This window comes from Planobispora rosea (assembly GCF_014648175.1).
Classification (GTDB): Bacteria; Actinomycetota; Actinomycetes; order Streptosporangiales; family Streptosporangiaceae; genus Planobispora; species Planobispora rosea.
The window spans coordinates 41,198-55,364 of the sequence record NZ_BMQP01000001.1 but is presented as its reverse complement, the minus strand read 5'-3'; the positions used below and the strand labels follow the sequence as shown (position 1 = coordinate 55,364).

Below are 14,167 nucleotides of genomic sequence, written 5' to 3'. Positions count from 1 at the left end.
GCGGCGCCGGGGCCCTCAGAGGATCGCCAGGGGGGTGATGGGGCTGCCCGTACCCCCCTCGATCTTCAACGGGGCCGCGACGAAGACGAAGTCCCTCCCCGTACGGCCCGCGCACGCCGCGCCCAGTTCCTCCAGCCAGAGCATCTCCGCCAGGTGGACGCCGTGCCGCCAGAGCAGGATCAGGTGCAGGTCGTCCTCCAGCCCCTCGTCGGCGAGCTGCCGGTCGTTGAGGCCGCCGATGGCCGCGTTGTCGGAGGCGACCACGGAGACGTCGCGGGCGGCGAGCCAGCGGCCCGCGCCGGCGGACAGGCCGGGCTGGCCCGACCAGTACTCCTGCGGGGACTCCTGCCAGGTCAGCGGCCAGCCGGTGCGGATCACCACCGCGTCGCCGGGCCGTACGTCGTCGCAGATCTCGGCCAGCAGCTCGGCGGAGACGCGGAAGTCCGCCGGGAGGTGGTCGAGTCCCAGATGCCGGGGGACGTCGAAGAGGACCCCCCGGGCCACGACGCCCCCGGCGTGTTCGATGCCGCAGCGGGTCGCGCCGTACGATCTGACCCGGGCGGCGGGGTGACCGTTGTAGAGCTCCTCCCCCGCCCACATGTGGCACAGCGCGTCCATGTGGGTGGTCGTGCCGTGCGGGGTGACGACGACGGCGTCGTCGGCCATGCGGAGCCCGGCCCCGGCCGGGCGGGTGCCCGCCGCGTAGTCGCCGCCGTCGATCGACATGAAGTGCTGCGGGAGCGGGCGGCCCCGCAGGTGCGGGACCGTCGCCGGGGCGGCGGAGGAGGTGGCGCCCCTGATCGGCATCGCCAGGCTGAGCACCTGTCCGGTGACGGCCGAGGCGAGGGCGGCCAGGACCGTGGCGGGCGTCAGGAGGTTGAGGGTGCCACGCTGATCGTCTGGGCCGAAGCGGCCCCAGTTGTTAGGCTCGTTAACCAAGCGATTGCTCACTTCCCTGAGGACGGTAATGACAGCGGATGACGAGGTCCGGGAGCACCCCGGCACGACGACGAGCGGGCGGTGCGATCCCCGCTTCGCCCGGGTCCGCGAGGTGTTCGACAGGCACTTCGCCGACGGGTCGGAACTGGGCGCGGCGTTCGCGGTCTACCTGGACGGCGCGGCGGTGGTGGACCTGTGGGGCGGGGTCGCCGACCGGCGCACCGGACGCGCCTGGGAGCACCACACCCCCGCGCTGGCCTACTCCTGCACCAAGGCGGTGACCGCGACGGCCGCGCTGCTGCTGGCCGAGCGCGGGCTGCTCGACGTGACGGCGCCGGTCGCCGACGTCTGGCCGGAGTTCGGGCGGCGCGGCAAGGAGCGGATCACCGTCGAGCACCTGTTCACCCACCAGGCCGGGCTGCCGACGGTCGAGGACCCGGTCCCGGTGGAGGAGTTCGAGGACCACGCGGCCATCGCCGATCGCCTGGCCCGTCAGGAGCCGATCTGGGAGCCGGGCACCGCGCACGGCTATCACGCGCTGACCTACGGGTTCCTCCTCGGCGAGGTGGTCCGCCGGGTGTCGGGCAAGAGCGTGGGCGAGATCGTGGCCACCGAGATCGCCGGGCCGCTGGGACTGGAGTTGTGGCTCGGGGCTCCGGACGACGTGGCGGCGCGGGCGGCTCGCCTGTCCGCCGGGGACCGGGTACGGCCGGGCGGCGCCGGGGGACCCGGAGCGTCCGGCCCGGCCGGAGACTCGGGGGCCGGAGACTCGGGGGCCGGAGCGTCCGGGGTCGGAGCGTCCGGGGTCGGAGCGTCCGGGGTCGGAGCGTCCGGGGTCGGAGAACCGCCCGCCCCGGCGGAGACCGACGCCGGAGCGCCCGCGTCCCCCTCCGTGGCCGAGCTTCCGGGCCGGGGGCCGGGCGACCCGATCTACGAGATGGCCAGGGCCTCCCTGGACAAGGACAGCCTGATGAACAGGGCCCTGGGCAACCCCGCGGTCCACAGGCTGCCCGGCGGCGCCAACCACCCGGTCATCCTGCGGGCGGGCTGGCCCGCGATGGGCGTCGTCACCACGGCGCGGGGCCTGGCCGGGTTCTACCGGGAACTGGTCGCCGGGCGGATCCTGCGCCCCGAGACGCTCCGCGACGCCGTGCGGCGCCGGGTCCACGGGCCGGACCGGGTGCTGTTCGTCGACAGCTCCTTCGGCCTGGGGTACATGCGCCCGGCCCTGACCTTCCTCACGCCTCCCCGGGGCGCCGGGACCGCCTTCGGCCACACCGGCATGGGCGGGTTCCTCGGCCTGGGCGACGTGGAGCACGGGCTGGCCATGGGGTACACGATGAACAAGATGGCCAACGCCGTCTCCGGCAGCATGCGCGCCTACCACCTCGCCGAGGCCGTCTACGACGCGCTCGGGCAGGCGGCCCGCTGACACGGGGGCGCGCTCCGGCGCGCAGGCGCACGCCTGCGGCGCCGTCCGGACGCGCGCCTGCGCGCCGGCGGTCGCCGGCGCGTACGGCCACGCCGCCTCCCGGCCCGCCACGCGCCGGTTCAATGCATCGTGACGCCGCCGCTGACCGACAGGACCTGGCCCGTGACGTAGGCCGCCCTGTCGGTGCAGAGGTAGGCGACGAGCCCGGCGACGTCCTCGGGAGTGCCCAGGCGGCGCAGCGGGATGCCCCTGGCGATCTTGTCGACCAGTCCCGGCTTCTCGGCGTCGACCCGGCGCAGCATCGGGGTGTCGGTCGGCCCGGGGCAGACCACGTTCGAGGTCACGCTCCCCCGGGCCGCCTCCCGGGCGAGGGTCTTGGCCAGGCCGAACAGTCCCGCCTTGGTCGCCGCGTAGGCCCCCTCGCCCCCCGATCCCGCCCTGGCCCCGTCGGAGGAGATGAAGACCAGCCGCCCCCACCCCCGCTCGACCATGCCGGGCAGCAGGAGCTTGGTCAGCAGCATCGGGGCCCGCAGGTTGACCCGCCACATCAGGTCCCAGTTCTCCGGGTCGCTGGTGACGAAGGGCTCCACGATCGACACCCCGGCGTTGTGGACCAGGATGTCCACCGGCCCGGTCCAGGCGCAGAACGCCTCGATGGACGCCGGGTCGGCGAGGTCGACCGCCAGGTGCGCGGCGCCGTCGAGGGAGGCCGCGATCCGGGCGGCGGCGGGCTCGTCGATGTCGGCGACGACGACGCGGGCGCCGAGCGAGGCGAGGTCGCCGCAGATCGCGGCGCCGATGGCCCCGGCCCCGCCGGTGACGACGGCCGTCCGGCCGTCCAGGTTCAGGCCGCGCACCGTTCCCACACCTCCGCGAGCTCGGCGGAGGTCACCCGCGCGGCCAGCAGGCTGACGGTGTTCCTCAGTACGGCCTGCGCGTAGTCGTCCGGCACCCCGGCCACCGCGTCGGTCACCACCGCCACCCGGTAGCCCAGGTTGACCGCCTCCAGGGCGAGGCCGGGGATGCCGAGGTTCAGTGAGAGCCCGACGGCGACGACGGTCGAGACGCCGAGGGAGCGCAGGGTCATGTCCAGCGACGTCCCGGTGAACGGGGAGAAGCCGTGGTGGCGGCGCGACTCCAGGTCCCCGGGGCCGAGCAGGGCGGGCAGCACCTCGACGGCCCCGGTGCCCTCCAGCATGTGGGCGGGGTCCTTCAGCAGGGCGGTGATGAAGGGGCAGTTGTCCGTGTGCGACCCGGCGCGGTCGGCGCGGAAGGCGGCGGTGCAGTGGATCACCGGGATCCCCGCGGCGCGCGCGGCGGCCAGGACCGCGGCGGCCCCGGCGACCACGCCGCGGCGCTCGCACACCTCCGCCAGTTCCGGGAACCTCGTCAGGTCGCCGACGACCCCGCGTTGCATCTCCATGACCAGCACCGCGGTACGGCCCGGCGCGGCCATGGACCCCAGATCGACCGGCATCCAGCCTCCACACCCGAATCTGACACGAGCGCTTGCTTGGTTACCGGTAGAGGGTAGCACGCCGGCGACCGAACGGTCTTCTACTCATCGTTACCCCCGAATCGCATTCCGCCAAAGTTCGCGAAGCATGACAACCGACTCCCGGGGTGAGACCGTCGAACAAGGGATGTCAGATGAATCTCCGCCGTGGTGAATCTTCGCCATGGTGAATCTCCGCCACGGCGGGGATCCACCCGGCATCCCTGAGGCGAGGGCGCTCGGAGAGGGCACTCGGAAGGGGACTGAATGGTTCCGGGATACCGTGAGGTTCGGGAACTCGGCACGGGGAGCGGCGGCCGCGTCGTGCTCGCCACCTACATCGAGACCGGCGCCTACGTGGCCATCAAGTATCTCAACGCCACCATGAAGGACGACCCCGGCTTCCTGCGGCGGCTCCGCCGGGAGGCGCGGGCCCTGGTCGAGATCGACGATCCGAACGTGGTCAGGCTGTACGAGTACTACGAAGACGTGCTCGACGCCGCGATCGTGATGGAACTGGTCGACGGCGTGCCGCTCCGCAAGCTCCTCGCCGAACGCCGCACGACGAGCCCGGAGGCGGCCCTGGCCGTCCTCAGGAGCGTGCTGCTGGGCCTGTCCAAGGCCCACGCGCTGGGCATCGCGCACCGCGACTGCAGGCCGGAGAACGTGCTGGTCCAGGCGGACGGGACCAGCAAGCTCTCGGACGTCGGCATCGCCGTACCGGCCGGGGAGCCGGGCGGGCCCGCGGGCGCGCCGCCCTACCTGGCGCCCGAACGGTGGTCCGGGCATCCGGCGGGCCCGGCGGCCGACGTCTACGCCGCCGCCTGCGTGTTCTTCGAGTGCCTCACCGGACGCACGCCGTACCGGGCCGACCACCCCGCCGCGCTGTCGGAGCGGCACCGGACCGCACCGATCCCGGTGGAGGCCGTCCCCGAACCGGTACGGCGGGTGGTGGCACGCGGCCTGGCCAAGGATCCGGTGGACCGTCCGCCGACGGCCCGGGCCTTCCTCGCCGAGGTGGAGGCAGCCGCGCTGGCGGGCTACGGTCCGCAGTGGGAGCAGCGCGGCCGGCGGCACCTCGCCGAGCTGGCCACCCTGCTCGCGCTGGCCTTCCCGCTGGCCAGGGCCGCGCCGCGGGCGGGCGCCGCGGTCGCGCGGAGCGTGCTGGGCCGGATGGGCAGGCTGCGCCCCACGCGGCGGCCCGGGACCCGGCTGGTGGCCGCGGCGAGCGTGATGACCGTCGCGGTCGCCACCGCGCTGATCTCCGCCGGGCGGCCCAACGACCCGATCGCCTCGGACACGGTCTTCACCCCCGGGCCGGGCGCTCCCGAGGCGGGCAGGGGCGGCGCGCCCCGGGGGACGGCGGACTCCCCGCCGGGGCCGCGGCGGTCCCGGGACGTCGCCGCCGGCAGCCCCGTGCCCTCGGGAGGGACCTCCGCGCCGGCCCCCGTCCCGGCCCGGTCCTCCGTCGCGGCGCAGGACCGCTCACCGGCGACTCCGGCGGGCCCCCCCGCCCCCACCACCCGCCCGAGCGCGTTCCCGACCCCGACCGGCGGACCCTCCTCGCCCCCTCCCCCCTCCCCGACCGGCACACGCGTTTCCGGCTCCCCCAAACCGTCCGGACCCCGCCACACGGTCAGCGGCCTGGCCGTGGCCGGGATCGACGGGCAGGGCGCCACGATCGCCCTGCGCGCGTCCACCACGGCGGAGGTCGCCGTGACCGTCCGGTTCGCCGAGGGCCCGGACCCGGACCGGCTGACCGAGGCGCCCCCGCGCACCCTCACGCTCTCCGGCTCCGAGACCTACGTCCAGGTGGTCCCGCACCGCTTCACCGACCCGCCCTGCGAGCAGGTCCTCGTGCGCCGGGTCACGGTGTCCACCTCTCCGCAGGCCCCGGACGGCGCGCAGGAGCTCACGGTGGAGGCCGCCGGCGCCCCCTGCCGCAGTCCCGGTCCCACCGGCGGGACGCCGGACGCCCCGCAAGGGGGAGGGGACCCGGCGGAGGACCCGATCGGCGACGACGAGCGGGCCCCGGTGGAGGAACCCCCCGGCGACCCGGTGGAGCCGGACGGACCCATCGGGCGCGGCACCGTGGTCCCGCCGGACGCAGCACTCTAGACCCCGCCGAGCCCGGCGCCGCGACCCCGCCGCACCCAGTACCCCGATCCCGCCGGAACCGGCACCTTGTGGGTAAACCAAGCGTGCGCTAGCTTGGCGATCGATGGCCAGTGACACGCTCTCCTACTGGGATGCCTGCCGCCGCGGCGAGTTGCTCGTCCAGCGCTGCACGGCCTGCGGCCGGCGGGTGCACCTGCCCGCCCCCGAGTGCCCCCACTGCGGCGGCGCCGACCTCCCCTGCGAGCCCGTGTCGGGCGAGGGCCTCGTGCACACCTTCACCGTGGTGCACCGTTCGTTCGTACCCGGGTTCCGGGGGCGGGAGCCGTACGTGCTGGCCTGGATCGACCTGCCCGAAGGGGTGCGCGCGTTCGGGCAGGTCGTGGACTGCCCGCCCGAGCGGGTGCGGATCGGCATGCCGGTGCGCGTGACGTTCATCGACGACCTACCCCAGTGGAGACCAGCGTGAGCAAGCTCGGCAACGTCCTCGTCCCCGTCGACGACCTGGAGGCGGCGATCGCGTTCTACGCGGGCACACTCGGGCTGCCGGTCAAGTTCCGCGACGGCGACCGTTTCGCGGCCCTGGACGGCGGAGGGGCCACGGTGGCGCTCGTCGCCTCCGCCGAGCAGGTCGCCGGGACGGCCACCGCGCCGTCCTACAAGGTCGGCGACGTGGCACGGGCCGTACGGGAGCTGGCCGGGGCGGGCGCCGAGGTGGTGCGCGACGCCGAGGCCGGGCCGCACGAGACCCGGGCCGTGCTGCGCGATCCGTCGGGCAACGTCTTCGTCCTCTACTCGCCCCTCCGGCCGTGACGGTTCCCGCCCCGGCCGGTCCCGCCCCTCCCCCTCCCGCCGCAGCCGCCCCTCTCCCGTCCCCCAGCCGGAGCCAACCGGAGGTCACACCATGGCGCGATCCCCCTACGGCAACTACGCCTACGCCATCCTCACCGCCAACGCCCTGCGCACCCCGGACCGGGTGGCGCTGACCTACTGCGGCACGCAGAGCTTCACCTACGAGCAGCTCAACCGGGTCGTCAACCGGCGCGTCCACGCGCTGGCGGAGGCCGGGGTCGAGCCGGGACGGCGGGTGGCGGCGCTGCTCAACGAGACGCTGCACGTGGCGGAGGTCTATCTCGCGACGGCCAAGCTCGGCGCGGTCACCGCGGCGCTCAACCCCTACTGGCCGGTGGAGACCCTCCAGGCGGTCGTCGCCGCCTCCGGCGCCACCGCGTTCGTCTACGACTCGACGGTCGAGCAGACCGTGGCGCGGATCAGGCCGGAGCTGCCCGGAGTGACCACCTGGATCAAGGTCGGCGGGCCGGGCGAGGACGCCGTGGATCTGGACGCGCTGAGCGCGGCGGCCTCCGAGGAGGAGCCGGAGCCGGGCGCGGCCGGGGACGACCCGCTGGCGCTGTACTACACCTCCGGGACCACCGGCCTGCCCAAGGCCGTGGTCCACACCCACGCCTCGTCGCTGGCCACCGCGCAGATCTGGCTGGACGTGCCGCGTACGGAGGACTCGGTGCTCGGCACCGGCGCGATCATCTGGGGGATCGGCTTCCCCGCCCTGGTCGGGCCCGCCCTCTACGCCGGGATGCGGCTGGTGCTGGAGCAGGACTGGGGACCGGCGAACTTCCTGAAGGTCGTCCCCCGCGAGAAGGTCACGCACGTCTCGCAGATCCCGTCGTTCTACGCCGCCCTGCTCGGCTCCGACGACCACGCCTCCGCCGACCTGTCCTCGCTCCGGGTCATCATGCTCGGCGGCGAACCGCTCCCGGCCGCCCTGCTGGCCCGGATGAAGGAGCGGCTGCCGGACGCGGGCGTCTACTGCTACTACGGCCAGACCGAGGCCCCCTACACCTGTTTCGGCAGGGTCGACGACGGCAGCACCCCGCTCGGCTCGTCCGGCCGGGCCCGCACCGGCAACGCGGTACGGATCACCGGGCCGGACGGCGCCCGGCTGGTCGGCGAGACCGGTGAGATCAACCTGGCCGGGCCGCACCGGATGGCCGGCTACGACGGGCTGCCCGACAAGACCGCCGAGGTCCTGCGCGACGGCTGGTACGTCGGCGGGGACCTGGGCGTGCTCTCCGAGGACGGCAATCTGACCGTGCTCGGCCGCCGCGAGGACGCCATCCTCAAGGGCGGTCTCTGGTCGCAGCCCTCGGCGATCGAGGAGGCCGCGGTGGCGCTCGACGACGTCGCCGAGGCCGGGGTCGTGGGCGTGCCCGCGCACGTCGAGGGAGCCGGGGCGGTCGAGCAGAAGATCCTGCTCGCGGTGGTCCCCCGCTCCGGCCACTCGCTCGACGCCTCGAAGATCGCGCTCGCGCTGGACGACGCCCTGCCCGGACACCAGCGGCCGGACCGCATCGTGATCACCGACGAGCTGCCCCACTTCCAGGACGCCTCCGGCGGTCCCGGCAAACTGCTGCGCCGCGAGATCCGCGAGAAGTACCGGCACCTGGTCGACTGAGAGGGACGCATGATCCCCGAGCACGAGGTCAAGGCACTGCTGCGCGAGAGCGGGGTGGCGGTGCCGCGCGGCGTCGCGGTGTCCCTGTCCCGGGAGACGGCGTCCCGGGAGACGGCGTCCCTGTCCCGGGAGACGGCGTCCCGGGACGCGGCCGGGTCCCGGGACGGGGCGGTCGTCCCCTCGGGAGCCGCGATCGCCCTGGCCGCCGCGGTCGCCGAGACGGCCGCGGAGCTGGTCCCCCCGCTGGTGGTCAAGGCGTACGGGCCCGGACTGGTGCACAAGTCGGACGCCGGCGCGGTACGGCTGGGGCTCGGCGACGCGGCCGAGGCCGGCGCGGCGGCGACCGAGATGCTCCGGTCGCTCCTCCGCCGGGGCGTCACGCCCGGCGGGTTCCTGGTCGAGGAGCAGGCCGCGCCCGGGGTCGAGCTCATCGTGGGCGTCGTGGACGACCCCGGGTTCGGGCCGGTGCTGCTGACCGGGCTCGGCGGCGTCTGGACCGAGGCGATGCGCGACACGGCCCTGCGGCTGTGCCCGGTGTCCGAGTCCGACGCCCGGGAGATGCTCGCCTCCCTGCGCGGCGCCGCCCTGCTGCACGGCTACCGGGGCCGCCCGGCGGTGGACGTGGACGCGCTGGTCGAGCTGCTCGTCACGGTCGGCGGGGCCGGCGGCCTCTGGGAACGGCTGGAGCTCGGCGAGTTCGAGCTGAACCCCGTGATCGCCACGGAGAAGGGCGTCATCGCGGTCGACGCCCGCTACCTCCCGGCGGACCCGTCACGCCCGCGCCCCCGGCCGGAGGCGGACGCCGCGGCATCACCCGGATCCCGGGAGACGGACTTCACGGCGTTGTTCGAGCCCCGGGCGGTGGCCGTGGTGGGCGCGTCCACGAGCAGGCCGAACTTCGGCAACATGTTCCTGGAGTTCTACAAGGCGACCGGGGTGCCGCTGGTGGCGGTGCATCCGGAGGCGGACGCGATCGACGGGGTGCCGGCGGTGCCGTCGCTGGCCGGGGTGGAGGCCGACTACGCGCTGGTCGCCGTGCCCGCCGGCAGGTGCGCCGAGGTCGTACGGCAGGCCCGCGGCATCCCGTTCGTCCAGGTGATGAGCGGCGGGTTCGGCGAGGCGGGCCGTCCCGAGCTGGAGGCCGGGCTGGTCGAGGCCGCCGCCGAGGCCGGGGTCCGGCTGCTCGGGCCGAACTGCATGGGCGTCTACAGCCCGCGCGGCCGGCAGACCTTCGTCGGCGGAGAGCCGGGGCCGCCCGGCCGTGTCGCCCTCATCTCGCAGAGCGGCGGGCTGGCCGGAGAGGTCATCAAGGTCGGTGAACGGCGCGGGCTGGCGTTCAGCCGGGTCGCGACGGTGGGCAACGCCGCCGACGTGGCCCCGGCCGAGCTGCTGCGCTGGCTGGCCGCCGACGAGCACACCTCGGCCGTCGGCATGTACCTGGAGGATCCCCGGGGCGGGCGTGCCCTGTTCGAGGCGCTGATGTCCGTACGGGGACGCCTGCCGGCGGTGTTGCTGGTCGGCGGCCGGAGCGCCCAGGGCCGTCGCGCCGCCGCCTCCCACACCGGCGGCATGGTCGGCGACGCCCGGATCTGGCGCTCCCTGGCCGACCAGACCGGCGTCACTCTTGTGACCGGCCAGGACGATCTGATCGGCGTCCTGTCCTTCTTCCAGTCCCACGCCGCCCGCCTTTCCGGCCCCGCCGCGGGGCCCGCCTCCCGGACGGCCACCGGTCACGCCGCCGGCGGGGACTCCCCGGGGCTGCGGGGCGGAGCCCCGGGCGAGGACGACGGCGGGGTGCTGGTGATCGGGCCGAGCGGCGGGGCGAGCGTGCTGGCCGCGGACGTGTTCGACGGGGCCGGGCTCTCGCTCGGCGCGTTGCCGCAGGAGGCTCTGGACGGGCTGAAGGCCCTGGGGGTCGGGGTGGGCAGTTCCCTCGCCAATCCCCTGGAGATCCCGGTCGGCCCCCGCGGGCGGGCGGATCTCGTGCGTGAGGCCGTCGGGACGATCGTGGCGCGGCGGCCGTACCCGGACGTCGTGGCGCACGTCAACGTGCAGAGCTTCTTCACCTACGGAACCTCCGCCGAGCCTCTCTACGCCTACACCCGCGCCCTGGCCCGGACGCAGGAGGAGCTGCCCGGGGTGCGGATCACCCTGGTCACCAGGAACGGCGAGTGCGCGCCGTACGGGGTCGAGGACGAGGTCCGCGCGATCGCGGCGGAGGCCGGGATCCCCGTCTACCGTTCGATGGAGGCCGCCGCGGTGGCGGTCGCCGCCGCGCGGCGTTTCACCCGGGTCATCCGGACCGATTGAGTCGCCCGAGTCAGCCGAGGAGCTTGAGATGGGTCTGCTGGATGGGAAGGTCGCGCTGGTCACGGGGGGTGCCCGGGGGATGGGCGCGTCCCACGTGCGGTTGTTCACCGAGGAGGGGGCGCGGGTCGCCTTCGGCGACGTGCTGGACGAGGAGGGCAAGGCGGTCGCCGAGGAGACCGGGGCGCTCTTCGTCCACCAGGACGTGACACGGCCCGGGGACTGGGAGCGGGCCGTGGCCGCCACGATCGAGGCGTACGGCAGACTCGATGTGCTGGTCAACAACGCCGGGATCCTGAAATTTCGCCGCATCGCGGACATGACGTTGGAGGAGTACGACCGCATCCTCGATGTGAACCTCAAGGGCACCTGGCTCGGGATCAAGTCGGTGATCGAGCCGATGAAGGCGGCCGGGGGCGGCGCGATCGTGAACATCTCCTCGGTCGAGGGCTTCATCGGCGCCGAGGGCATGTCCGCCTACGCCGCCTCCAAGTTCGGGGTGCGCGGCGTGACCAAGGCCGCCGCCCGCGAGCTCGCCCGGTTCGGGATCCGGGTGAACTCCGTGCACCCCGGGGCCATCGACACCGCCATGGTCGCGGACCCGGAGATCGCCGCCGAAGTGGACGCCGAGGCGTTCTTCAAGTCCATGGTCATCAAGCGCTTCGCCAAGCCGGTCGAGGTCTCCCACGTGGTGGCGTTCCTGGCCTCGGACCGGGCGAGCTACTGCACGGGCGGCGAGTTCCTGGTGGACGGGGGGATGCTCACCGGCGCCGGATACTGAGCCCGGTGATGCGCGGCGGAGTGTTTACCCCGGAGGGCTCCGGGGAAGCCGCTCCGGATGTTACGGACGACTGTGACGGCCGCAGCTCTGCTCGCCGGGTTGCTCGCCGTACCATCCGCATCCTCCGCCGCATCCCTCTCATCCCCCTCCTCCGCTCCCCCTCCTCCGCCCCCGCCGTCGGCCTCCCCCGCGATCCCGCCCTCCACCCACGCCTGCGCCGCGGCCACGCAGCGGTGCGAGGGCCAGATCTCGGTCCCGCTCGACTGGGGCGACCCGGGATCCGAACGGATCGACGTGGCCTTCGCCTGGGTCCCCAGGAAGGGCGCGACGTCCACCGTCCTGGCCAACCCCGGCGGGCCGCTGCCCGCCCTGCCGCTGCTGCCCATGCTGGAGAAGACGGTGGACCGGCAGAACCTGCTGGTCGTCGAGCCCCGCGGCCTGGGTAAGTCCAGTCCGCTGAGCTGCCCGGAGCTGGATCTGAACCGTACGGAGACCATCGCCGCCTGCGCCGAGCACGTGGGCGCCCGCGGCCGGTTCTTCACCACGGACCAGGCCGTCGCCGACATGGACGCCGTCCGCAAGGCGCTGGGCGTGCCCGAGGTGACGTTCTACGGCATCTCCTACGGGACGCTGTTCGCCCAGGCCTACGCCGCCCGGTTCCCGGAGAGCACCGCCGGGGTGTTCCTCGACAGCCTCGTCCCGGTGGGGAGGGGCGGCTACGCGGTCGAGCCGATCCGGGCCCGTACCGACCTGCTCGACCTGACCTGCCGGTCGTCCCGCGACTGCGAGGCGACCTGGTCGGCCCTCGTCCGGCGGCTGCGTGACCGGCCCGATCCCGCGATCTCACTGAAGGTGCTGTGGAGCCTGCTGCCCCGCCTCGTCGAGCCGGTGTTCGGCCGCGAGCTCAACGCGGCGGCCACCGCCTACCTGCGCGGCGACCCGCTGCCGCTGCGCCGGCTGGCCGGGGTCGCCGCCGCCGCGCCGGTCCCGCCGCTGCGCGGACCCCAGTTCGCCGGCATGCTCGCCTACAAGTGCGGTGACGCGAAGTTCCCGTTCGGCCGGGACGCCTCGGCCGCCGAGCGGCGGCGCCGGCTCGACCGCTTCTACGCCGCGAAGCGGCCGCTGCGGCCGTTCACCGTGGCGGAGGTCGGCGGCATGACCGGGTGGGCCGACTGGTGCGTCCACTGGCCGACCCCCCGCAAGAACCCCCCGGTCCCGCCCCGCGCCGACCACCCCGACGTGCCGACCGCGACGGTGGCCGGGGACTACGACACCCACACCCCCGCCGAGGTCGCCCGGTACTTCCCGCACGGCTCCCTGCTGCGCGTCGCCGGCGGCGGTCACAGCACGACGCTCAGCGTGCCCTGCGCCCGCGAGGCGTTGCGCGCCTTCCTCGCCGACCCCGGTGAGCTGCCCCGGTCCTGCGACGCGCGGACATACCGCCCGATCGCGGCCTTCCCCCGGACCGCGGGAGATCTGCCGGCGGCCGGCGGCCTCGACCGCCGCGTCGTCGCCGCGTTCGCCACGGCGGCCGATGCCGTGATCAGGCGTGACCCCGGCTCGGGGTCCTACCGGGCGCTGAAGGAGGAGGCCGGCCTGCGCGGCGGGAAGCTGGTCTTCGACGACAAGGCGGCGACCATCCGCCTGGAAGAGGTCTCCTTCGTCCGTGACGTGGCGGTGAGCGGCCAGATCGTCCTGGCTCCGGACGGGACCGCGACGGCCCGGCTGACGGCCGGCGGCGACGAGGTGACCCTCTCCTGGCCCGCCTTCCGCCCGCTGGACCCCGTCCCGGTCTCCGGAACCTTCGGCGGGCGGCCCTTCACCGCGCGGATTCCCGTCTAGCGGGTCCCTCCGACGGATCCCCGGCGGGAGGGGCTCACTCCGGGCCGGACCGGCCCCAGCCGGACGGAGTGATGAACAGGCCGGTCGCCTCGACGAGCACGGTCCCGTCCGGCAGGGCGATGCGGCCCTCGACCCAGGTCTTCCGCCCCTCCGAGCGGGTGTGCTCGGCGGTGGCCAGCAGCGGCTCGCCGTACGGCACCGGCCTGCGGTAGCGCACGCTCAGCGTGCCCGTCATGCCGGGGGACCCGGCCACCGCGGCGGCGTGGCCCAGCAGGTGGTCCAGGATCATCGCGCTGACACCGCCGTGGACCCAGCCGGGCGGGCCCTCGTGGGAGGGGCGGAAGGCCAGCTCGGCGCGGACCGTGCGCTCGGGGGTGCTCTCGACGATGAGGGGGAGCGCGTGCGGGTTGGCCGAGCCGATCACCGCGTTGCCCGGGTGCCGGGGGACGCCGTCCGGCCCGGCCTCGAACGACTGCGGCGCGGTGCGCTGAAGCGTGCGGAGGCGTCCGGTCAGGGCGGCCAGTTCCGCGGTGACGGCGGTGATCTCGTCCTCGGGGACGTCGGTCAGCACGACCGCGTCGATCAGCTCGCGGGTCTGCCCGCCGAGCGTGGCCAGCGCGGCCTGACGGGCCTCGGCGTTTCCGGCGGAGGCGAGGTCGGGCGTCATGCCGCCATAGTAGAACACGTTCTATAGAATCCCATTCGGCAGGCCACTCAGGAGCGGACATCGGTAGATCTTTTTGCTTATAGCGGCATCTGTGTAAAAATCCACTAAAGACCGCT

At 74.5% G+C, this 14,167-nt stretch carries 12 protein-coding genes; 8 read left to right on the top strand and 4 right to left on the bottom strand.

Annotated elements, in window-relative coordinates; translation table 11 throughout:
- Positions 1-15 precede the first annotated feature (15 nt).
- On the bottom strand, positions 16-939 hold the full coding sequence (locus tag IEZ08_RS00235; protein ID WP_068921889.1) for a cyclase family protein: 924 nt from the start codon (positions 937-939) through the stop codon (positions 16-18).
- A gap of 28 nt (positions 940-967) precedes the next feature.
- Between IEZ08_RS00235 and IEZ08_RS00230 the strand changes: the two genes are divergently transcribed.
- The gene (locus IEZ08_RS00230) at positions 968-2,371 is read left to right on the top strand and encodes a serine hydrolase domain-containing protein (protein ID WP_189241421.1); all 1,404 of its coding nucleotides are present in this window, start codon (positions 968-970) and stop codon (positions 2,369-2,371) included.
- A 119-nt stretch (positions 2,372-2,490) separates the two neighbouring features.
- On the opposite strand, the gene IEZ08_RS00225 is transcribed toward IEZ08_RS00230, so the two are convergent.
- A complete protein-coding gene (locus tag IEZ08_RS00225) occupies positions 2,491-3,228 on the bottom strand; it encodes an SDR family NAD(P)-dependent oxidoreductase (RefSeq protein WP_189241420.1) in 738 nt (245 codons plus the stop codon).
- The gene (locus IEZ08_RS00220) at positions 3,216-3,848 is read right to left on the bottom strand and encodes an isochorismatase family protein (protein WP_068921887.1); all 633 of its coding nucleotides are present in this window, start codon (positions 3,846-3,848) and stop codon (positions 3,216-3,218) included. The genes IEZ08_RS00225 and IEZ08_RS00220 overlap by 13 nt, the downstream gene beginning before the upstream one ends.
- 285 nt (positions 3,849-4,133) lie before the next feature.
- Here IEZ08_RS00220 and IEZ08_RS00215 point away from each other — a divergent pair, with 285 nt between their 5' ends.
- From IEZ08_RS00215 to IEZ08_RS00185, 7 genes are all read left to right on the top strand, one after another.
- Entirely contained in the window at positions 4,134-5,984 is a 1,851-nt protein-coding gene (locus tag IEZ08_RS00215) for a serine/threonine-protein kinase (RefSeq protein WP_189241419.1), read from the top strand.
- Between the two features lie 103 nt (positions 5,985-6,087).
- Positions 6,088-6,450 carry a Zn-ribbon domain-containing OB-fold protein gene (locus IEZ08_RS00210; RefSeq protein ID WP_068921885.1) on the top strand — a complete coding sequence of 121 codons (363 nt, stop codon included), beginning with the start codon at positions 6,088-6,090 and terminating at the stop codon, positions 6,448-6,450.
- On the top strand, positions 6,447-6,794 hold the full coding sequence (locus IEZ08_RS00205; protein WP_189241418.1) for a VOC family protein: 348 nt from the start codon (positions 6,447-6,449) through the stop codon (positions 6,792-6,794). The genes IEZ08_RS00210 and IEZ08_RS00205 overlap by 4 nt, the downstream gene beginning before the upstream one ends.
- Positions 6,795-6,885: 91 nt before the next feature.
- Complete coding sequence (locus tag IEZ08_RS00200) at positions 6,886-8,454, top strand: class I adenylate-forming enzyme family protein (protein ID WP_068921883.1); 1,569 nt, start codon at positions 6,886-6,888, stop codon at positions 8,452-8,454.
- Positions 8,455-8,463: 9 nt separating this feature from the next.
- Positions 8,464-10,764 (top strand): acetate--CoA ligase family protein, encoded by a 2,301-nt coding sequence (locus IEZ08_RS00195; RefSeq protein ID WP_229802819.1) that lies wholly within the window; start codon positions 8,464-8,466, stop codon positions 10,762-10,764.
- Between the two features lie 28 nt (positions 10,765-10,792).
- Positions 10,793-11,542: a glucose 1-dehydrogenase gene (locus IEZ08_RS00190; RefSeq protein ID WP_068921882.1), complete on the top strand. Its 750-nt coding sequence runs from the start codon at positions 10,793-10,795 to the stop codon at positions 11,540-11,542.
- A gap of 72 nt (positions 11,543-11,614) precedes the next feature.
- Positions 11,615-13,384, top strand: coding sequence for an alpha/beta fold hydrolase (locus tag IEZ08_RS00185; protein WP_189241417.1), 1,770 nt, complete (start codon positions 11,615-11,617; stop codon positions 13,382-13,384).
- Between the two features lie 34 nt (positions 13,385-13,418).
- On the opposite strand, the gene IEZ08_RS00180 is transcribed toward IEZ08_RS00185, so the two are convergent.
- The gene (locus tag IEZ08_RS00180; RefSeq protein ID WP_068928471.1) at positions 13,419-14,051 is read right to left on the bottom strand and encodes a PaaI family thioesterase; all 633 of its coding nucleotides are present in this window, start codon (positions 14,049-14,051) and stop codon (positions 13,419-13,421) included.
- Between the last annotated feature and the right edge of the window lie 116 nt (positions 14,052-14,167).

Coding starts and splice junctions, on each gene's coding strand:
- IEZ08_RS00210 (WP_068921885.1), top strand. CDS start 6,088: ATGGCCAGTGACACGCTCTCCTACTGGGATGCCTGCCGCCGCGGCGAG.
- IEZ08_RS00190 (WP_068921882.1), top strand. CDS start 10,793: ATGGGTCTGCTGGATGGGAAGGTCGCGCTGGTCACGGGGGGTGCCCGG.
- IEZ08_RS00215 (WP_189241419.1), top strand. CDS start 4,134: ATGGTTCCGGGATACCGTGAGGTTCGGGAACTCGGCACGGGGAGCGGC.
- IEZ08_RS00220 (WP_068921887.1), bottom strand. CDS start 3,848: ATGCCGGTCGATCTGGGGTCCATGGCCGCGCCGGGCCGTACCGCGGTG.
- IEZ08_RS00195 (WP_229802819.1), top strand. CDS start 8,464: ATGATCCCCGAGCACGAGGTCAAGGCACTGCTGCGCGAGAGCGGGGTG.
- IEZ08_RS00200 (WP_068921883.1), top strand. CDS start 6,886: ATGGCGCGATCCCCCTACGGCAACTACGCCTACGCCATCCTCACCGCC.
- IEZ08_RS00230 (WP_189241421.1), top strand. CDS start 968: ATGACAGCGGATGACGAGGTCCGGGAGCACCCCGGCACGACGACGAGC.
- IEZ08_RS00180 (WP_068928471.1), bottom strand. CDS start 14,051: ATGACGCCCGACCTCGCCTCCGCCGGAAACGCCGAGGCCCGTCAGGCC.